This is a genomic window from Paraburkholderia sp. Ac-20336, from assembly GCF_017105025.1.
In the GTDB taxonomy this organism is placed as follows: Bacteria; Pseudomonadota; Gammaproteobacteria; order Burkholderiales; family Burkholderiaceae; genus Paraburkholderia.
The window spans coordinates 1-25,010 of the sequence record NZ_JAAGPS010000044.1 but is presented as its reverse complement, the minus strand read 5'-3'; the positions used below and the strand labels follow the sequence as shown (position 1 = coordinate 25,010).

The 25,010-nt window shown below is 62.4% G+C and carries 20 protein-coding genes; 9 read left to right on the top strand and 11 right to left on the bottom strand.

Translation table 11 applies throughout. The features are described from left to right. Positions 1-67 precede the first annotated feature (67 nt). A complete protein-coding gene (locus GXB81_RS15270) occupies positions 68-1,372 on the top strand; it encodes an amino acid permease (RefSeq protein ID WP_167284233.1) in 1,305 nt (434 codons plus the stop codon). A 57-nt stretch (positions 1,373-1,429) separates the two neighbouring features. Here the strand turns inward: GXB81_RS15270 and GXB81_RS15265 are convergent, their stop codons facing one another. Then, positions 1,430-1,786, bottom strand: coding sequence for an STAS/SEC14 domain-containing protein (locus tag GXB81_RS15265; protein WP_167036109.1), 357 nt, complete (start codon positions 1,784-1,786; stop codon positions 1,430-1,432). Positions 1,787-2,188: 402 nt separating this feature from the next. Between GXB81_RS15265 and GXB81_RS15260 the strand changes: the two genes are divergently transcribed. Beyond that, positions 2,189-2,815, top strand: coding sequence for an alpha/beta fold hydrolase (locus GXB81_RS15260; protein ID WP_167036106.1), 627 nt, complete (start codon positions 2,189-2,191; stop codon positions 2,813-2,815). Positions 2,816-2,965: 150 nt separating this feature from the next. Here GXB81_RS15260 and GXB81_RS15255 read toward each other — a convergent pair whose 3' ends face one another. Beyond that, positions 2,966-4,771 carry a hypothetical protein gene (locus GXB81_RS15255; protein WP_205299337.1) on the bottom strand — a complete coding sequence of 602 codons (1,806 nt, stop codon included), beginning with the start codon at positions 4,769-4,771 and terminating at the stop codon, positions 2,966-2,968. Positions 4,772-5,305: 534 nt separating this feature from the next. Here GXB81_RS15255 and GXB81_RS15250 point away from each other — a divergent pair. Continuing rightward, entirely contained in the window at positions 5,306-6,334 is a 1,029-nt protein-coding gene (locus tag GXB81_RS15250; protein WP_205989665.1) for an alcohol dehydrogenase catalytic domain-containing protein, read from the top strand. 82 nt (positions 6,335-6,416) lie between these two features. Here GXB81_RS15250 and GXB81_RS15245 read toward each other — a convergent pair whose 3' ends face one another. Then, a complete protein-coding gene (locus tag GXB81_RS15245) occupies positions 6,417-8,180 on the bottom strand; it encodes a hypothetical protein (RefSeq protein WP_205989664.1) in 1,764 nt (587 codons plus the stop codon). Positions 8,181-9,034: 854 nt separating this feature from the next. Here GXB81_RS15245 and GXB81_RS15240 point away from each other — a divergent pair. Further along, positions 9,035-9,742 carry a response regulator transcription factor gene (locus GXB81_RS15240; protein WP_167036097.1) on the top strand — a complete coding sequence of 236 codons (708 nt, stop codon included), beginning with the start codon at positions 9,035-9,037 and terminating at the stop codon, positions 9,740-9,742. Then, positions 9,729-11,126: an ATP-binding protein gene (locus GXB81_RS15235; RefSeq protein ID WP_205989663.1), complete on the top strand. Its 1,398-nt coding sequence runs from the start codon at positions 9,729-9,731 to the stop codon at positions 11,124-11,126. The genes GXB81_RS15240 and GXB81_RS15235 overlap by 14 nt, the downstream gene beginning before the upstream one ends. A gap of 48 nt (positions 11,127-11,174) precedes the next feature. Here the strand turns inward: GXB81_RS15235 and GXB81_RS15230 are convergent, their stop codons facing one another. From GXB81_RS15230 to GXB81_RS15200, 7 genes are all read right to left on the bottom strand, one after another. Then, the gene (locus GXB81_RS15230; RefSeq protein WP_205989662.1) at positions 11,175-12,755 is read right to left on the bottom strand and encodes a dynamin family protein; all 1,581 of its coding nucleotides are present in this window, start codon (positions 12,753-12,755) and stop codon (positions 11,175-11,177) included. Beyond that, complete coding sequence (locus tag GXB81_RS15225) at positions 12,752-14,008, bottom strand: GTPase (protein WP_205989661.1); 1,257 nt, start codon at positions 14,006-14,008, stop codon at positions 12,752-12,754. Before GXB81_RS15225 ends, GXB81_RS15230 begins: the two co-directional genes overlap by 4 nt. Before the next feature lie 231 nt (positions 14,009-14,239). Beyond that, positions 14,240-15,175, bottom strand: coding sequence for a catechol 1,2-dioxygenase (gene catA / locus GXB81_RS15220; protein WP_167036086.1), 936 nt, complete (start codon positions 15,173-15,175; stop codon positions 14,240-14,242). A 77-nt stretch (positions 15,176-15,252) separates the two neighbouring features. Next, positions 15,253-15,543 (bottom strand): muconolactone Delta-isomerase, encoded by a 291-nt coding sequence (catC, locus tag GXB81_RS15215; protein WP_167036084.1) that lies wholly within the window; start codon positions 15,541-15,543, stop codon positions 15,253-15,255. Between the two features lie 29 nt (positions 15,544-15,572). Continuing rightward, positions 15,573-16,709 (bottom strand): muconate/chloromuconate family cycloisomerase, encoded by a 1,137-nt coding sequence (locus GXB81_RS15210; RefSeq protein WP_205989660.1) that lies wholly within the window; start codon positions 16,707-16,709, stop codon positions 15,573-15,575. Positions 16,710-17,121: 412 nt separating this feature from the next. Then, a complete protein-coding gene (gene katG / locus GXB81_RS15205) occupies positions 17,122-19,338 on the bottom strand; it encodes a catalase/peroxidase HPI (RefSeq protein WP_205989659.1) in 2,217 nt (738 codons plus the stop codon). A gap of 392 nt (positions 19,339-19,730) precedes the next feature. Continuing rightward, the gene (locus GXB81_RS15200; protein ID WP_167036078.1) at positions 19,731-19,982 is read right to left on the bottom strand and encodes a hypothetical protein; all 252 of its coding nucleotides are present in this window, start codon (positions 19,980-19,982) and stop codon (positions 19,731-19,733) included. Between the two features lie 20 nt (positions 19,983-20,002). Here GXB81_RS15200 and GXB81_RS15195 point away from each other — a divergent pair, with 20 nt between their 5' ends. Further along, positions 20,003-20,377: a hypothetical protein gene (locus GXB81_RS15195; protein WP_167036075.1), complete on the top strand. Its 375-nt coding sequence runs from the start codon at positions 20,003-20,005 to the stop codon at positions 20,375-20,377. A gap of 193 nt (positions 20,378-20,570) precedes the next feature. Next, positions 20,571-21,389, top strand: coding sequence for a mechanosensitive ion channel family protein (locus GXB81_RS15190; RefSeq protein ID WP_167036072.1), 819 nt, complete (start codon positions 20,571-20,573; stop codon positions 21,387-21,389). Between the two features lie 194 nt (positions 21,390-21,583). Here the strand turns inward: GXB81_RS15190 and GXB81_RS15185 are convergent, their stop codons facing one another. After that, positions 21,584-22,255 carry a VTT domain-containing protein gene (locus tag GXB81_RS15185; protein ID WP_167036069.1) on the bottom strand — a complete coding sequence of 224 codons (672 nt, stop codon included), beginning with the start codon at positions 22,253-22,255 and terminating at the stop codon, positions 21,584-21,586. A gap of 218 nt (positions 22,256-22,473) precedes the next feature. Here GXB81_RS15185 and mutL point away from each other — a divergent pair, with 218 nt between their 5' ends. Together mutL and GXB81_RS15175 are read left to right on the top strand one after the other, a co-directional pair. Then, positions 22,474-24,603 carry a DNA mismatch repair endonuclease MutL gene (gene mutL / locus GXB81_RS15180; RefSeq protein ID WP_205989658.1) on the top strand — a complete coding sequence of 710 codons (2,130 nt, stop codon included), beginning with the start codon at positions 22,474-22,476 and terminating at the stop codon, positions 24,601-24,603. A 45-nt stretch (positions 24,604-24,648) separates the two neighbouring features. After that, the coding region (locus GXB81_RS15175; RefSeq protein ID WP_277396789.1) for an isopentenyl transferase family protein at positions 24,649-25,010 on the top strand (362 nt) is incomplete at its 3' end.

Genomic DNA, 25,010 nt, shown 5'->3' with positions numbered 1-25,010 from the left:
CCCGCCGGTGCATTGTGATGAGCCGCGTGGCGAACGATATTGAAGAGAAAAAAATCCGGGAGATTCGATGAAAAACGCTGCCGACACGCTGCCAACTTGCCTGCCCGAAGCAACCGGGCAGCCCACGGTCCCCTTCACGCGATATGACGCCGGCTGGGTTGTGATGTGCATCGGGATGGCGATCGGGTCTGGGATCATTTTTCTGCCGATCCAGATGGGCGTCAAAGGATTCTGGGTGTCTTTGACGGCATTGGTGATCGCTTATCCTGCGACGTACCTTCAGGCTCGACTGTACCTTCAGTCGCTGGCGCATACCGAAGCGTGCGACGATTACAACGACATCATCACGCAATACCTCGGCAAAAACTGGGCTGGCTTCATGGGCGTTGCCTATTTTCTGATGCTGCTGAAGGGAATGCTCGCGTATTCCTCGGCTATCACAAGAGATAGCGCATCCTATCTTCAGACATACAAGCTGACGGCCGCGTCACTCGGCGATCATACGTGGTACATCGGTGCGATCATCATTACGCTTGTGTTGATCGCGTCGCGCGGAGAGCGACTCCTGTTCCGTATCTCCGGGCCTATGATTGTTTCGAAGCTGGGCATCATTGTGTTTCTCGGTTTGTCGATGATGCCTTACTGGAATGTGTCTCACCTCGCACTCGGTCACTTTCCGGAGATTTCGTCGTTCATGGTTGATGTGCTGCTCACCTTGCCTTGGGCCATGCTCTCGATCATCTACGTTCATGTGTTGAATCCGATGAACGTCGCGTACCGGAAACTGGAAGGAAAGCGTGAAATTGCCAACTATCGGTCGCTTCGTGCATGCCGATATGCCTACTTTATCCTCGTAACTTGCGTGGTGTTTTTTGCGCTGTCCTTTATGCTGGCGACACACCACGAGGATGCGGTCTACGCGATGACGCACAACATCTCTTCACTGGCGCTTGCCGCCAGAGTCATGAGAGGTGAAACAGTCCGGATTCTGGCTACGATTCTGAATGTTCTGGCAATCTTCACGGCCTTCTTCGGGATCTACCTCGGTTTCCACGACGCCGTGCGTGGCATTGTCACCAACATCGTCGATAGATTCATGGTCCGTAGTGACCGTTTCAACCGGTTAGTGCCGTTTGCGATTGCTATCGGTACGGTCTGCTTTCTGACCTTCTGGGTAAAGCTCAATATTTCGACGATGATGCTGATGCAGCTTACTGTGCCGGTGTTTGGCATCGTAGCCTGTCTGATTCCGTGCTATCTCGTGCGTCGCGTTCCTGCTCTCGCACACCTCAGAACACCGGCCTGGTGGATAGTTTTCGCGTTTGGACTACTCATTATCGCGTCGCCGTTCTTCAAACTGCTCGAACGGTAAGGTCTCATTGATTCACTGTCGTCTTCATTCGTCGATGCGATCGGTTGTCAACGACGTTCAGGCGTTGATCCAGGCCCGCGCCTGCTCCAGTTCGTTGACGTGAAATGCCTTGATTTCAGCCTTCGTAAAAAACCGCGCCAGATGCATCGCAGCGCGAATCCAGCCCGCATCGGCCACCACGGCGGCACGCGTGACCTTGCGGGCAACGGAGACACCGAGCGTCATATCGGTCCATAGCGCCTTCGGCTCGATGCCACTGAAATGCTCAATGCGTTCGAGCACGCGGGTCTTACCGTTCAGTTCAAGATCACCACGCATGCGCTCGATGGCTTCGCGCAGTTCGTGGTCGGTGATTTTGCCTTCGACTGAGATTTCGATAACCGGGGAATCGGGTACGGTGTGATAGAGGATCATGGCAGGACTCCTGGTCAGGGAGACGTTATACGCTCAGGTACGGATGAACCTGGCGTTCGATAACTTCCTCATGGTACCCCTTTCCATGCGACCGGTTAGGCTGCGAGCACGACGTGTCGCTCCGACGCCTGTCGGCGCGTGTGCGTTGCAAACACCCCTTGCACACACGCTTGCGGACATTGGGTGCCGCACGTCGAGCGTCGCGTCATGGTCGGTCGTACCTATCGAAATATGAAGCGACATAACCGCCGTTGACGCCGAACAAACGTGCGAACGGTTAGTGAAAGCGTATTGTCGGCGAGGAGCGACCGGTCGACATCAACATCGGGATCATCGACAATCGTTCTCCTCGCGCTGGCAACATCCACAACGTCCATACGCGCAATCGGCATCCCATAAGCAATGAAGAATCAGTACACGCGCACCCCCTCAAAATTACTCTTCCTGCCAGGCGCATCCGGCAACACCGCATTCTGGCAGCCACTCGCGAATCGCCTGACGAACCCCGCCAGAAAAGTCATCGTCGCGTATCCCGGGTTCGGCCAGGAGCCCGCTGCGCCCGACGTCAACGACATCGACGACCTGCTTCGGATGGTCGTCGACCAGATCGACCAACCCACCGCGCTGATCGCCCAATCGATGGGTGGCGTGATTGCGATCCGCGCAGCGCTCGCCAAGCCCGACCTGGTCACTCATCTGGTTCTGACGGTAACTTCTGGCGGAATCGACACCCAGGCACTGGGCGCCACGGATTGGCGAAGTGGATTGAGCAATGCAAATCCGCCTTTCCCCGACTGGTTCACATCCTTCAAGGCCGACCTGACGCACGAACTGCGCCGCATCGCGCAGCCGGTTCTTCTGCTTTGGGGAGATGCCGATCCAATCAGTCCAGTCGCGGTTGGCCGGCGGCTTCTCGAACTGCTTCCTGACGCACGCTTGCATGTCGTCGCAGGTGGCAACCACGATCTGGCACATGAGTACGCGCCGCAGTTGGCCCCTCTTGTCGACGCCCACCTATCGCAAACATGAACCACCAACCATACGCATAAAGCAAAGCGCCACCTGGCCGGTCAAGGCAGGTGGCGCTCAGGTTTTGCTTTCGGCTCCCTCGAGCACGTACGGCTCGGGAGAAACCGCAGACGGCTACCGCATACCGTCTGTACTACGCAAGATCAACGCTTACTGGTTATTGATGTTGTTCGGCGCCTTCGGCAGCGCCTTGCTGGCCGTCAGCACGATGTTGCCGATCTGACGGTAGTTCAGCAGGTCGGTCTTCGGCGACTGCACGCCATAACCCGCAAAGGTCACGCTCAGGTGCGTCGGATCGATCTGGATGCCCGACGGTGCGTACACGCGTTGGGCAAACCACGACTGCGTCGGGATCAGCGGCGGATTGGCCGGAATCGTCACCGTCGACTGATTGCCACCCTGGTTCTTCGCGGTGATCGTGTTGATCGACGCGATCGGATGGTTGATGTCGTTATAGACAGTCCAGTTCTTCAGGTCGCTCGATTCCGCGTACCCGATGTAGTGGAACGCATCGGAGTCCGCATCGAGACAGTTGCCTGCCGAGAACAGCAGGCCCCAGCGGCTGCCGTCACCGTTGATGTCGATCAGCGTGCCGCGCGGCGTCACCCAACGGGTTCCGTTGTAGTCGACCGTGGTCGGATCGTTCAGGCCATTGACCGCACCTTCATCGGTGAAGTGAACGCCGTCTGTCGTCGTGGCAAGCCGAACATACGTGATGTCATGGTTGGTCTTGCCGCTGAACGGGGCCTTGGCGCACTGCTGCACAGCCGGCAGAGCGGTGCTTCCGGTGTTGTCGCCGTTCAGGATCTTCTGCACGTACAGAACCGTGGTGGGCGTGCCCGGCGTGGTATTCGGAACCACGGCCAGAATGCCGTCGGGGTTCAGGAGACCGACCGTCTGCTGCACGACGACCGGAGACGTCGTGCCCGGCGTATTCGTCAGCGCGGTTTGAATCGCGTTGATGTCCTGCGAGCCGACCGTCGTGGCGTTCGTGTTCTGAATCGGGAATTTCGGCGATACGTTGGTCAGCTGGATCACGTTGAGCGGCGCAACGTCCACAGCTGCCGGAGCACGATTGAGCATGTACAGCATCTGGCCGCCAGTCTTCGCATTCGAGCCCGGCAACTGCACGATCGTGGCGTGGCCCCAGCCGTCGCCGGCCGTCGTCGCGGAGTTGTCGCTTTGCAGCGTGGCGGGGCAAACGTTATTGCCCGCGGCCAGCTCCAGCGTGTTCTGCATGAAGTACCACGTCTTGCCGTTGTCGTCGGATTCGGCCGCCACCAGGCCTTCGTCCATGTACTCGGGACGCCAGTCGAACAGGCCGATGATCGGCGTTGCCGAGGCGTTGACGTTGCCGGTCGACGTCACGTTCGACGTGTACGTCAGCGGGAAATAGAACGGCGCCATGTTCACGAACGGATAGGTCGCGCTCGTGCTGAAGGCCGATTTGGCGGTCGGCGTATTGAACGGCGTCGTCGAGCTGTTCAGCGGGTTCGTGGTGGCGGTCGTGCCGCCGTAGTACAGGCGTGCCGCCGAGGCCGTGTAGTTGCAAAGCCCATAGGCCGTATCCGGCACGTTGCCGTTGGCCTGGAACGGGTTGGACGCGCTCACGACGGTCTGCGTGTTGTTGGGGTCGGCCGCGAGAGCCGCCAGCGTGAACGGCGTACCGCCGGCACCCGAGCCGATGGACGGGCTCACGGCGATCTGTGCCTGCGTCACGGTCGTACCGGAGTCGACCGACCACGTCAGGCTGGCCGGGGTTACGACCGGCGTGGAAGCGCCCGTCGGTGCGGAGGCGCCCGTCGGCGTGGAAGCACCCGACGGGGTAGACGCACCTGACGGCGTGGAAGCACCCGACGGTGCGGACGCGCCGGAATTCCCGCCACCGCCGCACGCGGCAAGCGCGAGGCAGCCCAGGATCAGGATTTCTTTCTTTAGTATTGCTTTCAATTTCATTGACACATCCCCTCAGAAAAATTTCATTAAACTTGTCATGGATCAGTCCATTGCCTGTCCGTGCCGGCAACGCTCGATTCGATGCGTCCTGATCTGCTCAAGGCACGGACCCATGTCGAAATAAAAATGTCAGGTAGCAGAGCGGCAGCGCTGGCTTTGTGCGATTTGATATCCAGCCACGCTGCGGCCCAGGTGAAGTGGCGTCCGCTGTCGTACAGCGTGCGGCGATGGCGTACCGATGCCGCCAGCACTCCCCGTTCGCGCGGGCAAAAGCCATTCAGTACTTACTGGCAACCCGCCGCGGCAGCAGATTCTCGTTCTCAATGATGAAACAGCCGTGGCGGAAAAATTACGTTCCTTTTTAATTAATTCGATACCCGTGTAAGGAAAGGAATGTGTGCAGCTGTCGCGGGAAAAAGCACGGCGGTCCGTGCGGGCGGCGGTCGTCCGATGGTGCCGTGCCATAATCGGGTTGCCTAACGAACCTGGAGGGACAGTCAATTGAATCAGGAATGCTATTCGGCTGGAGGTGCCATGAAAGCGGCGCTGCAGACCGGCCTGCGCAAGCTCGAACTGATTGAAATGGAGCGACCCGAGGCCATCCCGGGAACGGTCGTTCTGAAGGTCGCCAATATCGGCATCTGCGGCAGCGATCTGCATCCCTATCGAACGTTTGCCGGCCGCTCCGGCTTTCCCATGGGCCACGAACTGAGCGGCGTCGTGGTTGCGGTCGGCGAAGGCGTGACGAACACCTTGCTCGGCCGGCGCGTCACCGTCGACATGGTGCTCGGCACCGCGTGCGGGAAATGTGCTTTTTGCAAGCGCGGCTATGCGCTGCACTGCCAGGCACGCGAGTTTCCGTTCGGCGGCGGTTTTGCCGAGTTCGTGAGGACGAAGGCAGTTGGCGTGTTTCCGCTTCCGGATGCGGTCGACGATCAGCTCGGCGCCATCGTCGAACCTGTCGCCGTCGGCGTGCATGCGGCGCGGCGCATGGGGATCGGCCCGGGCAGGACGGGCGTGATCGTGGGCGCGGGAACCATCGGCCTCTCCGCGTTGGCGGCGGCACTCGACGCCGGCAGCGAGAAGGTTTATGTGGTCGCCAAGCACGAGGTCCAGGCGAAGGCCGCCCTGAAGATGGGCGCGGCGGGGGTTCTTTCGTTAGACCTGCCGACGGCCGCCGGCGAGATCAATCAGGTGACGGATGGCCTCGGCGCCGACTATGCGATCGAGACCGTGGGCGGCTCGGCCGACACGCTCGACTTCTCGTGCAAGCTCGTGCGCCACCTCGGCATGCTGGGTGTCCTCGGCGCGTTCGATCGCGGCTTCCGCGGACTCGAAATCATCGAGGCCCTCGAACGCGAGCTCACCATCCATCTGCCGAACTGCTATAGCGTCATCGACGGCAAGCACGACTTCGAGGTCGCGATCGATCTGCTGGCGCGCAAGGGCAACGTGCTTCGGACGATGGTCACGCACGAGATGGATCTGGCCGAGATCGACGAGGCCTTCAGGATCGCCGCGGACAAAAGCGCGCATTCGATCAAGGTACAGATTCGCGCCTGACCAGACAAATGGCCCGCACTCCGAAGAATGCGGGCCATCCGAAACGCACCGGACCCTGTCCGGTGCCTGCCAGCGTTGCCGCTTAGCGGCTCGTCATCGTCACGCCGCGCAGAACCTGGCCGTACGGCGCCGTCTGCATCACGGAGAAGCCCGAGGTCGTCACGGTCGTGCCGCTCACGCTCAGCGTGATCTTCACGAGCTGGTTCGAATCGGCACCCGCGTCGAACGTCGTACCGAGGCTGTTGTTGGCCGTCGACGTGATCGCGTAGATCGTGTACGAGCCGTCGCTGTTGACCTGGCCGGTGATGTTGCGCAGACCGTCGGCCGAGGTCGTGTACTTCGCGCCCGCCGTGCCGTACGTGCCGGCGGTGTCGGTCACGGTGTACGCCTGGCCGAGATTCAGACCCTGGGTGAGGTGGGCGATCGCCGTCCACGTGCTGCCCGACTTCTGATAGACCCACAGACCGCCGCTGCCGATCGTCATGTCGGCCGGATCGCCGTCGCCTTCGTCAGCCACGAACATCAGGTTCGTGTTGGTCTTCGGCATCCACATGCCGAACGGGAAGCCCGTATTCCAGCTCATCGGCCACGACGTCACGCTGGCGGCCGTCAGCGCCGTGGTCAGCGTGGCGTTCGACGTCGGTTCGTTGGCGGCGCCCGGCGCGCCCGACCATGCGGTCGTCGGCGTGGTGAAGAGCGGCGTGATGGCGACGTTCTGCAGGTTGCTGAACTTCGCGCCGTTCGCGAGCGCGCCCGTTGCGCCGACCTGGAAGACCGTGTTCACGCCGTTGCCACCGCTGCCCTTCGACGCGTACAGGGTGCCGTCCGGCGCGAGGAACAGACCGCGGAAGTTGGCATCCTTGCCGGTCTTGTCGAACGGCTGGCTGAGCGAGGTCAGCGAGAAGCCGAACTGGTTGCCGCCGGCATTGGTCTTCTTGGCGAACGTGGTGCTCGACAGCGCGTCGGTGATCGTGCCCAGACCGCACGACATCGGTGCCGCGTAGGTGCTGCTGTTGCCCGAGAAGAACGTGCCGACCGGCTGCGAGAATGCGCAGCTGCTGCCTGCCGCGAGCGTCTGCACGCCCGTGTTCATGGTCAGCATGTCAAGCTGGCCATAGGTCGGGTTCGGCGACGAACCCGAGTTGCCGGCGTTGCCGACGATGTAGTACTGACCGCCGACCAGCACCGAGGCGCGGCCGTTGTTGCCCGAGTAAGCGTTGGTGTTCGTGAACGTCACGGCCTTGGTTGCCAGGTTGAGCTGGGCGACCGTGCGGTACGTCGGCGTGGCAACGTCGGGGTTGGTCGGATCGATCACGCCCGGCGTGTTCGAGTTCGAGAGATCGATCGAGTCGATCGGTGCGTTATAGCCGTTGAACGTAATCGCGGTGCCGTCCTGCGACAGGTTCATCGCGAGTTCCGACTTCGATGCGAAGCTCGTCGTGAAATCGAAACCGCCCTTCTTGGCCGCGGCCGTCACGTCGAGATAGGTGGTCGGGCTGGTGGCGCCGGCGGCCCATTGATCGATCACGATATCGGCGGTCACGCCGAAATTGCCGTCGGGGGTCGTCCCTTCCGTCGTGAACACGTTCGGATAGGTGCCCGGCGTCACGGCGCTCACCGGCGAAGCGTTGGTCGTTTCCGGCGTGGCGTTGTACGGCAGCGTGCCCGTGACCGTGAAGCTCGGGTCATAGACGCCGCGCGAAACCAGCAGGCTCGCCTGTGCGGTCGGGGTCGGGGTCGGCGTGGTGCCCGAGGCAGGGTTCGGCGCGGAAGGCGTCGACGACGGGTTCGGACCGCTTTGCCCCGGTGTGCTGCTACCGCCGCAAGCCCAAAGCATGGACGTCATTGCTGCAATCGGCAGCAGGCGAAGTGCGGTACTTTTCATTCAAACCTCTATCAATTTTGGATTTGGAATAAGTCCCATCGCATAGCAAAAGCAGGCCATGCCGGAAACGTATATGAATGGCTAAACCGGCTAGCTTGATTTACCCATGCCGCTGCCGAGCCGAAAGGTCACCTACACGATTTACCGCGCAGAAAAACTGCGGTGGGACTTTAGTCAGGACGCATGGCATCGCTATTACGTCAGCCTTGCATTTATAAACGCCGGGTGCGATTTCCCCGTAGCGTGCGGGCCTGTACCGTGCGTGACGTATAGAGGTAACCTCGGAGGCGACCTCGGCGCGGCGGGCGCGGCGCCGTGACGTCAATCATGTGGTCCGTCGATGAAACTGATGGGTCAGCGTCCGCTACCGGACCCATCTGCCCGGACCAGCGGGGAAGACTGGCGGCCATCCGTCGTCCTCAGTAGTCCTGCCGCTTCGATTCTTCGACACCCTTAAGGTATTGATAAGGAATCGCGGATAACATCGTCGCGCAAAAAATTTGTAGTGTTTATTTACAGCGTTCATTCCCAGCCCCAATTTCTCGCTATTGAAGGCTAAACGAATGAATATAGAAAATGTTCTGAAAATAATATCGCCGGAGCACCGTGGATTATTACGTCGTTTCCAGGCACCTCATATCAGGTGGCATAGACCGCACTCCTGAACCGAAATGGGCGCCAACACGCCGCCCCGTCCACGCCTCTTCTCCCGGCTTCGCGTTCAGCGAAACCGGGCACTCGATGCATACGAACGAAGTGGCCGGCCACGCGCTTCGTCCCCGGTGGACAAACCCGCGAGGCAACCGGTAAGCGACATGTCCACAGGCAAGTCACGTATTCTGGTCGTCGAAGACGACGACGGCGCGGCACTCGAAATTACGGCCGCACTCGAAGACCACGGCTTCCAGGTCGAATGGGTCGCAACGGGCTTTGAGGGCCTGCTGCAAGCCACCAACGGCAAATTCGACGCGATCGTGCTCGACCGCATGCTGCCCGACGTCGACGGTCTGTCGATTCTCGCGACGCTGCGCAACATCGGCAAACAGATGCCGGTGCTGATCCTGAGCGCGCTCGACGCGGTCGACGAGCGCGTGCGCGGGCTGCGCACCGGCGGCGACGATTACATGGTCAAGCCGTTCAACTGGCTGGAACTGACCGCGCGACTCAACGCGCTGCTACGGCGCCGCCGCATGAGCGACGACACCGCCGTCGCCGGATCGGCGCTTCGGGTCGACGATCTGACCGTCGATCCGGCGGCCGGCACGGTGCGGCGCGCCGGTCATCCGGTCGAACTGAAACCGCGCGAATACAGCCTGCTCCTGTTCCTGATGCGTCACGCGGGCGACGTCGTCACGCGCAGGATGCTGCTGGAGTCGGTATGGCATTACCACTCCAGCACACAGACCAACGTGATCGACATGCATATCTGCAGCCTGCGCCGCAAGATCAGCCTCGAGGGCCGGCTCTCGCCGATGATCGTCACGGTGCGCAACACGGGCTACATCCTTCATGCGTTCGGCTAGACGTACCTGCCCGGTGCAGCCTGGCGGCACCGGCTGGCTGCTGCTGGTATTCGCCGTCTCGTCGCTGGTGCTGTTCGTGTCACTGTACTGGCTGACGAGCAGCTACCTGATGCGCGAAGTCGATCACCGGCTGAAGGGCAAGTTCTCCGAATTCCACGCGATCAGTCGCGACAAGGCCATCTCGCGCATCGCGGCACTAAGCCGCCGCGATATCGCGGACACGCTGCCCTACGGCATCTTCGACGCGGACGGTACACGGCTCGCCGGCAACGTGCCGACGCTTCCGCACGAACCGGAGCGCGTGCCGTTCAACTATACGCAGACGGTGGACGACGGGACCGGCGTATCGACGGCGCACTTTCGCGGCATCATCATCCCGACAGACGACGGACTGCGCATCGTGGTCGGCCATTCGATCGACAGCGTGCTGCGCTTTGACCAGACGCTCGTCAAAACGCTATGCGCGGGCGTGACGCTATCGATCCTGCTCACGCTTGCCTGCGGCGCGATGCTCAATAGCCTCGCGAACCGCCGTATTCGCGCGGTCGGCGAAACGGCTCGGGAAATCATGGCCGGCCAACTCGGGCGGCGGCTGCCGACACACGGCACGCACGACGACCTCGACCGGCTCAGCATGATCGTCAACACCATGCTCGACGAAATCGAGCACCTCGTGGACGAGGTACGCAGCGTGTGCGCGGGCGTCGCCCACGATCTGCGCACGCCGATGACGCATCTGCGCGCGGGGCTCGAACGCGCGAGCCACCGGTCCAGGACGACAGCCGATTACGCGCAGGCGATCGATGGAGCCATCGCGCAGTCCGACGTCGTGCTGGCGCGGTTTTCAGCCCTGCTGAGAATCGCGGAAATCGAATCCGGCAGCCGGCGTTCGAGCTTCCGTACGATCTCGCTCGACGCGGTCCTGCGCGACGCGGCGGAACTCTACGAGCCGCTGGCCGAACACCGTCGGCTCTCGCTGGCACTGAGCGCTTCGGCACGCGTGGAAGTGAGCGGCGATTACGATCTCCTGTTCGGTGCGATCGAAAACCTGCTCGACAATGCGCTGAAATTTACGCCGCACGGCGGCGCCGTGACCGCGGACGTGCGCATGCATGGCACGCAGGCGGTATTGCAGATCGCCGACAACGGACCGGGCATCGCGGCCGCCGAGCATCGCGCGGTGCTCAGGCCGTTTTACCGCAGCGGCGCGGCGGCCACCCGCTCGACGCCGGGGCACGGCCTCGGCCTCAGTCTCGTGGCGGCGATTGCGCGGCTACACGACGCCTCGCTCGAAATACACGACAACGCGCCGGGCTGCCGCATGGTGCTGCGCTTCCCGTCTCAACCGTGTCCTGTCATGCCGGTTGCCGTCGCCGTTGATTGAATCGCCCTCAGGCATTGCCGCATACCGGCAACACCGAAGCGCGTTCCTTCAATCGAACTCCGCGCGCAATTCGCTTTTCAGCGCCAACAAGCCCTGGGCGTGAAGACCCAACGCATTCTTCAATCGTCCTGTAAGTTCGATCAGGCGCTCGAGCGAAGCATTGCACTGTTTGCCGGCCTTGCGGGCAAGGCGCAGCACGCTCGTATGAATCGCCTGTTTCAGCGCGGCGTGCAGCTTCTGATAATCGACGGCCACGACTTCGCGCAGGCTTCCGTCCGTCTCGGGATACGCGAGCACGATGCTCTCGAAACCCACCGCCTGATCGAGATCGAGGGTCACGACCGTTGCCTCGTTTGCGATGACGTAATCGGCGAACTGCGTGTTCGCCTCGCGCGAAAACGCCTCGTGAATCGCACGCGACAGGCTCTCGCGGATCGCCGGCACGTCACGTTCCTCAGCATACTGTTCGAGCAATGCCGGCAACGTCGGCAGAATGCCGCGCCATACGGCGTTGACGATCCGCTCCTGCTGTCGTTCGAGCAGATCGCGCGCCGCCTGCGATGCCGCATCCAGCTCCGCGAGCAGCGGCAGCACTTCGCCGCATAACTTGCCGAGCACGTTCTCTTCCAGATGGTGCAGCACTATCTCCGCCCGCTTGCGCCGCTTGTAGACGAGCGCCGGCTCGGTGATGGAAAGCAACGCCGCGTACAGCCGTTCGAATCCCGCTTCGCTCAAGGCCGGCGGCGTCTCGCCCTGCATGCGTGCCGTGTACGCGGAGATCGACACGGGCCGCTTCAGCAACGCGGCATCCACGTCCATTTCCACGAGCTTTTGCCGCGCGCGCGCTTCGACGTCGGCCTCCTGCAGCGCACGGCCCTGCACCGTCTTGTTGCACAGAAGCTTGACGATCTCGCCGTCGACTTCGTCTTCCTCGTACACGTCACTGCGTGTCACGACCGGCAGCAGCGGCTTGTTGCGATGCAGTTCGCGGCCCAACTCGTCGAGCTCCTGCACTTGCCCCGGCGACGTCGAACTGGTCAGCCAGATCACCGCATCGGCACTGTCGATAAAGCGCTGCGTCAGCGCCGCATTGTCCTGCGTCACCGAGTGCAAGCCGGGCGTGTCCAGCAAGACGAGCTTTTCGCCGAGACGCACGCCTTGCAGACGCGACGTCGTTTCGGTCGCGCCTTCGCTGAAGCGCTCCGCCGTCTCGACGACGCGGCCCGCATCGACATGGAAATACTGCACGGCCTTGCCGTGCGCAACGAAGCGGTCCGCGAGAAAATTGCAGAACGAACTTTTGCCGGCGTTGAACTTGCCGAATACGAGCAGCAAGGCGTTCTCATCGAAGGAGTCGGCCAGCGCCTGGGCGGATTCCAGATCGGCCCATTGCCGGGCACACGCCTGCGAATTGTTTTGCAGTACGGCGTTGATGGCAGCCGCCTGAGCGGCCAATGCGCTCTGCTCTTTCAAACCATCGCCGGCGAGAAGATGGTCGTGCAGATCGGCGTTCAGCTTCGCCAGCCAGGCATCCAGCGAGTGCAGAATCTTGCCGATATCGCGCTCGACGAATTCGAACCCGTCGACTTCGGCGATAAAGCGCAGTTCGTTGCTCACGTCCGCTTTCATGCGCGCGCTTCCAGTGTGCGCAACGCGGCCGATGCCTGTTCCGCGGCGACGATCGCGGCTTGCGTTTGCGCGATCCGCCCGGCTAATGCGCGCCGGTCGTCGGATAGCTCGTAGTAGTGCGTGAACTCGCGCTGCATGCGTTCGCGCCCCGCCGCTTCGCAGAACATCCTGCGCAAGTCCTTGCGGAATTTCACGGACACGCCCATCACGGCGATCATCACCGAATTCATGCGGCGTGAGCTCGTTTCCTGTTCCGGCGGCAAACCATCCACGCCGTGCCCGACCAGAAAACCATCCATTTCGATGCAGGCACGCGAGTAGGCAATCTGAATGTGCCCGCGCTCCACCTTTCCGGCGGTGATCGCATAAGCGTCCTGCGCGGAATCCGGTATCGCCGCGTGATCGGTGCCGAGCGCATTCAACATCGCCTCGATGTCGCCGCTCACCTTCTCGATGACCGCCTTCAGGCCCTGACGAAATTCGAGCGCCTGACGCTGCTGCGTTTCGCGCAGCGCAGCGAGCGTTGTCTCGTGCCCGGCACGCAGCGCGCGACATTCCTCGCGGATGTCGTCGAACACGAGCGCGACTTCATGTGCCCGCGCCTGCGGCACGCGCTCGAGCGCCGAGTGCAACGCGGCGCGCAGCGCGGGAATGCCGCTTTTCTCAAGCAGAAGCTGCTTGCCGCCTTCGAGCGCTTTGCGATTGCGCATCGACGAAACGACGTTCAGCTCCGTGCCCGGCGCCTGCTTGCCGATCGCCGTGCAGACTTTGTCGAGTTCGACCTCGTCGGCCAGCTGGTCGGCTTGCGAGAGCACGAAAAACGTTTGACGCCGCGTTCTCGCGCCGTCGGCATTCAATTCGGCGAAGAGCGCCGTTTCCTTTTCGTCGAGTTCGCCTTCCTTGGCGGCATGCACGAAGAGACGAATGTCCGACCTGAGCCATACCGCTTGCAGCGCATGGCGATCGTCGGCGGTACCCACGTCGGCGTCGAGCCCCGGCGCGTCGAGCCAGCGCACGCCTCGATGCACGTTATCCGCGAGGCTCACCGTTTCACGCCGGTCGGAAACCGCAAAGGTCTCGCGGCCGATCAATTCGTTGAGCAGACTGCTCTTGCCGTGGTTGTATTTGCCAATGACGGTCACGACGGGCTCGTCGCCATCGACAAGGATGCGCAGCCGCACCAGATCGTTGGCTCGATCGGGCAGTACGGCAAGGACATCGCGTGCTGCCTGCTCACGCATTTCACTGGACACTGTTGGCTCCCACCTCTTTATTGAACGTCGGGCGGCATGGCGTGGCATGCCGGCACCGATTTTTCGATAGTAATCTGACAGCGGCCGCGCACGAGGCAATGAACTCGCGCACGCCGGGTAGTGCAAGCGTTGAAGCGAACGTGGCTGCGAATGTGGCTGCAAACGCAGTGCGAACTTCGCTACGCCGGAAAAACAAGCGGCGACGCTCACGCGCCGCCGCGATGTCCCGCGTTAAGCCGCAGCCGAAGCACGCCGCCGGTTGACGACCTGGTTGTCCTTACCCTGGACCAGCGGCGTCAGCCTGACGTCGAACTGAATCGACTTGTATGCATCGCCCTTCAGACCCAGCGCTTCACCACCAGTCTTCTCGACAACAGGCGGAATCAGTTCTTCACGCGTCGCGTAGGCGAAGTCGTCCCAGATCAGCGGATCGCCTTCGATGTTGAACTGCGTCGTCAGCTTGCGGTGCTTGTCGTCGGTGACGAAGATGTGCACGTGAGCGGGGCGGTTACCGTGACGGCCGAGCCCGTTCAGCAACTGCTGGGTGGCGCCATGCGGCGGGCAGCCGTAACCGACCGGCATCAGCGTACGGAATTCGTATTTGCCGTCGGCGCCGGTTTTCACCGCGCCACGCAGATTGAACTCGCTCTGCGCGCCCGTCGGGTCGAAGTGCGAATAGAAGCCCTTCGAATTCGCGTGCCAGCATTCGACGACCGCACCCGCAACCGGCTTGCCGTCCGGACCCGTGACCGTGCCGTGAATCACGAGCGGGCCGGCGTCCTCGTCGGGGTTGATGTCGAGCTTCGACATGCCATCGCGCACCGGCGCGCCCGCGACATAGAGCGGGCCTTCGATGGTGCGCGGCGTGCCGCCGTCGAGACCGTCCTGTTTGTCGGCGGCATCCATGCGGATGTCGAGATACTTCTCGAGGCCGAGGCCCGCGGCGAGCAGCGCCGCTTCGCCATCCTGACCGAGTTTGTTCAGGTAGTTGACGCCGGCCCAGACTTCGTCGGGCGTGATGTCGAGATCGTCGACGGCCTTGAACAGATCGCCGAGCAGACGATGAATGATCTGTTGAAAACGTACATTGCCGTTGCTGCCGTCGATATTCGATGCGGCCTTCAACAGGTCCTGCGCTTCCTTGCTCTGGAATACTTTGACGTTCATGATGACAGTCTCCATGTGTATCAGGGGAAATGGCTCAGTGCGGGTCCGCGCCCGGAGGAGCGGCCTGCTCCGCTGGCTCAGGCGTCGCCGTCGCGAATCGACGACGGGTGACGGCACAGCGGCGTCACCGAAATTTTCATGTACGGAAATAGCGGCAAGCCGGTCAGAATGTCGTGCAGCTCGGCATTGCTCTCTACATCGAAAATGCTGTAGTTCGCGTACTCGCCGGCAAGACGCCAGATATGGCGCCACTTGCCGCTGCGCTGCAGGTCCTGCGAATAGGCCTTTTCGCGCGCCTTGATTTCATTGGCGACATCGGCCGGCATGTCGGCCGGAATATTCACATCCATTCGTACGTGGTAAAGCATGGTCGGCACCCTATCGGTGGTTGTCGGGGTTATCGAGTGACTTTCAGCAGCCCGTCGCGGGTGAAACGCCTGAGCTTCGCTTCGTCCAGTTCGATGCCCAGACCCGGGCCATTCGGCACGGTCAACTCGAAGTCGCTGTAATCCAGCGGTGTGGTCAGAATTTCTTCGGTAATCAGCAGCGGCCCGAACAGTTCGGTGCCCCACTGCAGGTTCGCAAAGCTCGCGAACAGATGCGCCGAGGCGATCGTGCTGAACGCGCCTTCCAGCATCGTGCCGCCGTACAGTTCGATACCGGCGGCGTCGGCAATCGCGGCGACGCGCTGCGCGGCGAACAGACCGCCGCTCTGCTCGATCTTGATCGCGAACACGTCGGCCGCACCGCTCTTCGCGATCTCGAATGCGCTTTCCGGGCCTTGCAGGATTTCGTCGGCCATCAGCGCGACCGGGAAACGGCGCATCAGGCGCGCCAGCGCCACGACGGACGCAACCGGCTGCTCCACCAGTTCGCAGCCGGCATCGGCCAGCGCGGGAATCGCCCATGCCGCCTGGGTCGAGCTCCAGGCCATGTTGACGTCGACACGCACCGCGGCGCGCTCGCCCACCGCCTTCTTGATGTCGGCAACGTGCTTGATGTCGGTCTTGAGTTCTTTCGCGCCGATCTTCAGCTTGAAGATCCGATGGCGGCGAATGTCGAGCATATGCTCGGCCTCGGCGATATCTTTCGCGGTATCGCCCGAAGCGAGCGTCCATGCGACCGGCAAGCGCTCGCGGCGGCGGCCGCCGAGCAGTTCGCTGACCGGCACGCCGAGGCGTTTGCCGTGTGCATCGAGCAGCGCGGTTTCGAGCGCGCTCTTCGAGAAGTGATTGACCTTGACCAGCTTGCCGAGATGCGCCATCAACGCCTGGATGCGCGTCGCGTCCTGGCCGAGCATGGCCGGTGCGAAGTAGGTGTCGATGGCGAGCTTCATCGCTTCCGGGCTTTCCGGGCCGTAGGCCATGCCGGCGATCGTAGTGCCTTCGCCGATGCCGACGATGCCGTCGCTGCAATAGACCTTCACGAGCATCAGCGTTTGGCCGTGCATCGTGGCAACCGAGAGCTTGTGAGGGCGAATCGTCGGCAAATCGACGAGGCAGGTTTCGATACGTTCGATCGTCGGAGTGGTCATGGCGGAGGCTGCTTCAGTGCGGTCACAGTGTGTGTTTTATACACGCGGCGTACTGAGAGCGTCCAATACTGTTCCAGTCGTTTTTCATACCTTGAAAGCATGGTATGGGCCGGAACGCCTGCTACTCTGGGGTTTCGAGATCGATCATATATTTCGGGTATCGAGATTCGGACGACTTTTCGCAGCCGTTCCAGCGGCTTTCGCCCCTTCTCCGACAGGCTGAGCGCGGGTCGTCGAATCCATACCGCTCGCCACAAACAACAAAGGGTTACAGGCATGAAGCGCTGTAACCCTTGGTGGTTTTCCGAAGCAAAGTGCCGCAAGGCATCACGGCTTCATGTCGGACTCGCGTCGATTCGCGTACTTGCCGACCTCGCCGGAACGCTTCGTCCCGACGAGGTCATGGGCCCGCTCAGGCGAGATCGAACCGGTCGAGGTTCATTACCTTGACCCATGCGGCGACAAAGTCGCGAAGGAACTTCTGCTGCCCGTCTCCGCTTGCATAGACTTCGGAGAGAGAGCGCAACACGGAGTTCGAACCGAACACCAGATCGACGCGCGAACCGGTCCACTTCACCTGACCGGTCTTGCGATCACGTCCCTCGAACGCATCCCGCTCCTCGGAGAGCGGCTTCCACTGCGTGTTCATATCGAGCAGGTTGCGGAAGAAGTCGTTGCTCAGCGTTTCGGGACGATCGGTGAAGACGCCCTGCGCATGCTTGCCGGCATTGACGTTCAGCACGCGCAGACCGCCGACCAGTGCCGTCATTTCCGGCGCGCTCAGCGTCAACAGTTGCGCCTTGTCGATCAGCAACGCTTCGGCCGGCAACGCGAACTTGCCCTTCAGGTAGTTGCGGAAACCATCGGCAACCGGTTCGAGCATGCCGACCGATTCCACGTCGGTCTGCTCCTGCGAGGCATCCATGCGGCCCGGCGAGAACGGCACTTCGACACTCTGGCCGGCCTTCTGTGCCGCCTGCTCGATACCGACGCCGCCCGCCAGCACGATCAGGTCCGCGAGCGAGACCTTCTTGCCGCCCGCTGCGCCGCCGTTGAACTCGCTCTGGATGCCTTCGAGCACCTTCAGCACCTTCGCCAGTTCCGCGGGCTGGTTGGCGTCCCAGTCCTTTTGCGGTGCAAGACGGATACGCGCACCGTTGGCGCCGCCGCGCATATCCGAGCCGCGGAAGGTCGAAGCCGAGGCCCACGCGGTCGACACCAGTTGCGCGACGCTAAGTCCCGATGCCTGGATTTTCTGCTTGAGCGCGGCAATGTCCTGCGCGTCGACGAGCGGATGATTCACGGCCGGAATCGGGTCTTGCCAGAGCAGTTCTTCGGCCGGCACTTCCGGGCCGAGGTAGCGCGAGCGCGGACCCATGTCGCGGTGCGTCAGCTTGAACCATGCACGCGCGAACGCATCGGCGAACGCATCCGGATTCGCCATGAAGTGGCGCGAGATTTTTTCGTAGGCCGGATCGAAGCGCAGCGAGAGATCGGTCGTGAGCATCGTCGGCAGCAGCTTTTTCGACGCGTCATAGGCATGCGGAATGGTTTCTCCCGCGTTCTTCGCGACCCATTGATGCGCGCCGGCCGGGCTCTTCGTCAGTTCCCATTCGTAGCCGAACAGGTTTTCGAAGAAGCCCATGCCCCACTTCGTCGGCGTGGTAGTCCACGTCACTTCGAGACCGCTCGTGATCGCGTCGCGGCCACTGCCGGTGCCGAAGCTGTTGCGCCAGCCGAGCCCCTGGTTCTCGAGGTCGGCGGCTTCGGGTTCAGGGCCGACGTTGCTGGCCGGACCGGCGCCGTGCGTCTTGCCGAACGTGTGGCCGCCGGCGATCAGCGCAACGGTTTCCTCGTCGTTCATCGCCATGCGCCCGAACGTATCGCGAATGTCGAAAGCCGCCGCGAGCGGATCGGGATTGCCATCCGGCCCTTCGGGGTTCACGTAGATGAGACCCATCTGCACCGCGCCGAGCGGATTCTCGAGATTGCGGCCTGCCTCGGCGCTCTGTGTCTGCGGGTCGGCAGCCGCACCCTTGCCATAGCGCAGATCGCCACCGAGCCAGGTCGTTTCCGCGCCCCAATAGACGTCGTGGTCCGGCTCCCACGTGTCCTCGCGACCGCCGGCGAAACCGAAAGTCTTGAAGCCCATGGTTTCGAGCGCGACGTTGCCGGTGAGGATCAGCAGATCGGCCCAGGAAATCTTCTGGCCATATTTTTGCTTGATCGGCCACAGCAGACGACGGGCCTTGTCGAGGCTGACGTTATCGGGCCAGCTGTTGAGCGGCGCGAACCGCTGCTGACCGCGGCCGCCACCTCCACGGCCATCGCCGGTGCGGTACGTGCCGGCGCTATGCCATGCCATACGGATAAACAGCGGCCCATAGTGACCAAAGTCGGCCGGCCACCACTCCTGCGAGTCGGTCATCAGCGCCGCGAGATCCTTCTTGACGGCAGCCAGATCGAGACTCTTGAATGCTTCAGCGTAGTTGAAGTCCTTGTCCAGCGGATTGGACTTGGTGGAATGTTGGCTGAGCAGGTCCAGTCGCAACTGCTTCGGCCACCAGTCGCGGTTGGTCGTGCCACTCCCGGCAGTATGCTTGAATGGGCATTTTGCTTCGCTTGACATGCGTTATCTCCTTCAACCGTGTTCAATGATTACCTACCCGGCCTCGGCCAAACTCCGGGTACCTTAGACATAATATTGGCTTCGGGTCGGCAACGGAAATTGACTTATTCGATTCGGGCGAGAGAAAAAAACTAACGCCATATAGTTCGCTGCGCTGCCGTCGATCACACCTCGACATCATGCGCAGGCGTTGACTCTACGCGCAATTGGCCGATCGTGTTGCGAATACGTCGAGAGGCAGCAATCGGGCGCGGCTTTCCATGCGCAATCCCGGGCCAGTATAGGAAAGAGATTACTGCGCACGAGCGACAGCGATGTGTCAGGTTCGCAGCCGAGGCATTCAATTCAAATAGCCCGTACGCATAGAGCTCGATGGAAGTGCTTCGTGGACATCAGCCGTAGACGGTTAATTCACGTCCGGTTTTCATACGTGATGATTGGCGACAAAGACGGGCGACAAAAAATGTTGCAGACGCAAAATTTTTGCCAATGTCCGTTGCATAGCCGCGTTGCGGTTTGTGCTCGATCGACATCGCGTGCTTATTTATCGAGACAGGAAGATATGTAATGATCGCCGCCGCCAGATCAACACGGCATGCCCGATACGTTGCACAAGCGGACGTTTCGGCGACGCCACGGCGCACTACGCTTTCATTGGATCGATATGACCCACTTTCTGTTAGACATCCTTGTCAATCTCGCCCTGCTTGCCGGCGTGTCGCTCGCGTGCGGCCTGTACAACCGGCTCGGCGCCGGCGCCACGCTGAGTGGTCCGCGCGTGTTCGCCGCACTCGCCGCGATCGCACTTGTCCTCGATATCGTGCTGACCTTCGTCGTGTTCGCCGATGCGCAGAGCCGCTACGGGCAATTTTCACGAACGGCAACATTTTTCCAGCGCTCGGGCGCCTATGTGCTGGCGATCATGGTCGCGTTCGCATGGCACTACGTGGCACGCCGCCGACGCTCGACGAAGCTCGACGCCTGCAAGACGATCGTGATCTCCACGTCGCCGTATTCGGAATCGCGTCTGCGCATCTGAGCCGACGCGCCGGCCCCACGCACGCCGAGCGCCCTCGCCACGAGCAGGAACGGTCCTTGCGCATGCGGGCGCGGTCGGCTATAACTCCCGAGGACCGGGTTTCGCCGGTCGCGCCCGTCGCCTAAGCATTTGCCGCTGTATTGCACCAGCGCCGTTCAATCAGTTCATGGCAACTTATCCAACGAGGTACATCTTGGATCTTGAAACCGTACGTGTCTTCATCATGACCCGAGGCATCGACCTCGGCACCAAGGTCGTCGGGGCAATCGTCCTGTGGATCGTCGGCCGCTGGATCATCGGCCTCATCACCGGGCTGCTGCGCAAGCTGGTCGTGCGCAACGGCCGTGTCGATCCCACTCTCGCTCACTATCTCAGCTCGATTGTCGGCGCCTTGCTGAACCTGCTGCTCGTTCTTGCGATCCTGCAGATCTTCGGCGTACAGACCACTTCGTTCGCGGCCTTGCTCGCCGGTCTCGGTCTCGCGATCGGCACGGCATGGGGCGGTCTGCTCGCGCACTTCGCGGCCGGCATATTCATGCAGGTGCTGCGGCCGTTCAAGGTCGGCGATTTCGTCACCGCGGCCGGCGTCACCGGCACGGTCACGGAACTGGGTCTGTTCGGCACCACGATCGTGACGCCCGACAACGTCACGACGATCGTCGGCAACAACAAGATCTTCTCCGATACGATCTCGAACTACAGCGTCTTGCCGGTGCGCCGGGTCGAGCTGACGGCGAAGATCGCCAATGGCGTCGACCCGGCCGATGCGATGGCGCGCCTCAAAGCGGCCGTGACGAAAATTCCCAATGTCGTCGAGAGCCCCGCGCCGGATATCGAGGTATTGAGCTTCACGCCGGAAGGGCCTTTGCTGTGCGTGCGCCCTTATACGTCGAACCAGAACTACTGGCAGGTCTATTTCGACACGAATCGCGCGATCATAGAGACCTTCAAGGAAGCCGGTTATCCGACGCCGGAAACGCCGCTGGCGCCGCGCGCAGTCACACGCGATTGATCGGAAAAGGCGACGGGCGCGCAGACAGGAAATACGGCTTCAGTACAGCAGGCACCATGAAAAAGGCGTCGCTAAACTAGCGACGCCTTTCTGTTTTCATGCTCTGATTCATGCCCCGATTTTCATGCCCCGATCCGTACCCCGAAACGGGCCGGCACTATCACCCGATACCGGTATGCGGATATCGCCTCACCTCAGCGGTTACTCGCATTCGCGCCATTCTTGCGCAGCATCTTCCACAGGCCGCCGAGCACGACCGGCACGATCGCCGCGCCGATACCGACGAGCACGATCACGTTCAGATACTGACGGATGAACGGGATGTTGCCGAAGAAGTAGCCGAGCAGCACGAGCAGCAGCACCCACGACAGCGCACCGATGACGTTGAAGAACTGGAACCGGCTCCACGTCATCGTCGAGGCGCCCGCGACGAACGGCGCAAAGGTCCGCACGACCGGGATGAAGCGTGCGAGCACGATGGTCTTGCCGCCGTGCTTCTCGTAGAAGTTGTGCGTCTTCTGCAGCGCGGCGCGATCGAGAAAGCGCTCGAGCACCGGAATATGCGAATTGAACACGCGCGGCCCGATGGCGCGCCCGATCAGATAGTTGGTGGTATTGCCGGTGACCGCCGCGATCAGCAGCAGCAGGATCAGCGCGCCGAGGTTCATCTGCCCGGTCGCGCAGAAAGCGCCGCCGATGAACAGCAGCGAATCGCCCGGCAGAAACGGCAGAACGACGAGCCCGGTTTCGGCGAACACGATCAGGAACAGCACCGCATAGACCCAGGCGCCGTACACGTGAATGAAGTCCCCGAGAAACTTGTCGATGTGCAGGACAAGATTGACGAAATGTAGCAACGTATCCAAGGAACGTCCTTTATCGAGCGAATATGAGCGTGGAAAAACGGCCGCCGCGCGGCCTGCGGAGAGAGCCGGCATGCAGTATCGCAAACCGTTGCGAATTGACCGCGACATGATACATAAAGTGCCTCGGCGCGATTAAAAATCTGCCGCACCGGGCCGTACGATCGGCACGCATGAGGCATGCCCGCGAGCCTCTGGCGCCGAGTCGCTATAATTTCGCCATGTCAGAATTTTCCGAAACGCCTGCCGGCGCCCCCGCCGCGGCCGCGCACCCCGACACGTCCGGCACCGCGCCCGCGCCGCGTCCGTTGCGCGCGATCCAGCCCCTGCCCGATCAACTGATCAGCCAGATCGCCGCCGGCGAAGTGGTCGAACGGCCGGCCTCGGTGGTCAAGGAACTGCTCGAAAATGCGCTCGACGCGGGCGCGCAAACGCTGCGCATCCTGCTCGACGAAGGCGGCGTCAAACGCATTTCGATTACCGACGACGGCTGCGGCATCCCCGAAAACGAACTCGCGCTCGCCCTGACGCGCCACGCGACCAGCAAGATCCGCTCGCTCGCCGAGCTCGAAGCGGTCGCGACGCTCGGGTTCCGCGGCGAAGCGCTGGCGTCGATCGCATCGGTCGCGCAAATGAGCATCACGAGCCGCACGGCCGACGCGCCGCACGCGGTACGCATCGACGCGGAAACCGGCGTGCTGAGTCCCGCGGCCGGCACGCAAGGCACGACGATCGAAGTCCGCGAGCTGTACTTCAACACGCCCGCGCGCCGCAAATTCCTGAAAAGCGAACAGACCGAACTCGGCCATTGCCTCGAACAGATTCGCCGCGCCGCGCTCGCGCGTCCCGACGTCGCGATTTCGGTGCTGCATAACGGCAAGGCCGTCGAGCACTGGAACGCGAGCGAGCCGCCCGTGCGCGTCGCGAAGATTCTCGGCGACACGTTCGCGACCGCCCATCTGCCGCTCGACGAAGCCGCCGGTCCGCTCGCGATCTACGGCTGCGCCGGTCTGCCGACCGCGAGCCGCGGCCGCGCCGATCAGCAGTATTTCTTCGTCAACGGCCGCTTCGTGCGCGACAAGCTGCTCACCCACGCGGTGCGCGCCGCTTATGAAGACGTGCTGCACGGCGAGCGCTTTCCGTCCTACGTGCTGTTCCTCGATCTGCCGCCCGAAGGCGTCGACGTGAACGTGCATCCGTCGAAGATCGAAGTGCGTTTCCGCGATTCGCGCTCGATCCACCAGTTCGTGTTCCACGCGGTGCAGCGCGCGCTTGCGCGGCACGCGGGCGCGTCGCCGGAAACGACGGCGGGCGGACATGCGGCACACCTGGAGCCGACAGCGGGTGAGCCGGCTTCGTTTGGGGCGACGCCGTTGGGCGGTGCAAGTGGTGCAAGTAGCGCAGGCGGTGCCGGCAGCGCGGGCGGCGGCTTTGGCTCGGGTGCCGGTATGTCAGGCGGCGCTTCGGGAGCCGGTTTCGGCACCGGCGCCCGCACCGGCTCCGGCGGATTCGGCGGCTCGCAGCCCGGCAACACCTGGATGCGCCAGGCGCGCATGACGCAAGGCACGCTACCGGTCGCGCAACCGCTCGCGGGCTACGACGCGCTGTTCGGCCGCAAGGACCCGCTTGCCGGGCGGGTCGAAGGGGCCTCGCTGTTCGAGGCGCGCGATTCGGCCGCCGAAACGACCGCGCCCTACGGCACGACGGCACCCGCCGCGCCGTTTTCCGCCGCACCGTTCGGCGCAAGCACGTTCGACGCCGCCGACGACCAGCCGCTCGGCTTCGCGCTCGGCCAGGTTCACGGCATCTATGTGCTCGCGCAGAATCGCCACGGGCTCGTGATCGTCGACATGCACGCCGCGCACGAACGCATCCTCTACGAGCAGTTCAAGAACGCGCTCGCCGATCGCGCAATTGCCGTGCAGCCGCTGCTGATCCCGCAGACGATGCAGGCCGACCCGGTCGAAATCGGCACGGTCGAGGAAGAGCGCGACACGCTCGACGCGCTCGGCTTTGACCTCGCGGTGCTCTCGCCGACCACGCTCGCGATCCGCGCGGTGCCCGCGCTGCTGAAAGACGCCGATCTGCAGGCGCTCGCGCGCGCGGTACTGTCCGACCTGCACGCGTTCGGTGGCTCGCGCGTGCTGACCGAGCGCCAGCACGAACTGCTCGGCACGCTCGCCTGCCATCACGCGGTACGCGCGAACCGGCGTCTGACGCTCGACGAAATGAACGCGCTGTTGCGCCAGATGGAAGCAACCGAACGCGCCGACCAATGCAACCACGGGCGGCCGACCTGGTATCAGCTGACGCTCGCCGATCTCGATCGGCTGTTCATGCGCGGGCAATAACGCGCTGCGTTGAATGAAACCGTTGCGACGCGCGCCCGCTTGCCCATGACGTCACACCCTGCTCCGATCCCCTGCCTGCTCGGCCCGACCGCGTCCGGCAAAACCGCGGCCGCGCTCGCGCTGGCCGCGCGGCGGCCGGTCGAGATCATCAGCGTCGATTCGGCGCTCGTCTATCGCGAGATGGACATCGGCACCGCCAAGCCGACCGCCGCAGAACGCGCGGCCACGCCGCATCATCTGATCGATATCGTCGATCCGGCCGACTCGTATTCGGCCGCGCAGTTTCGCGCCGACACGCTGCGGCTCGTCGGCGAGATTCATGCGCGCGGCCGGCTACCGCTGCTGGTCGGCGGCACGATGCTGTACTACAAGGCGCTCACGCAGGGGCTCAACGATTTGCCCGCCGA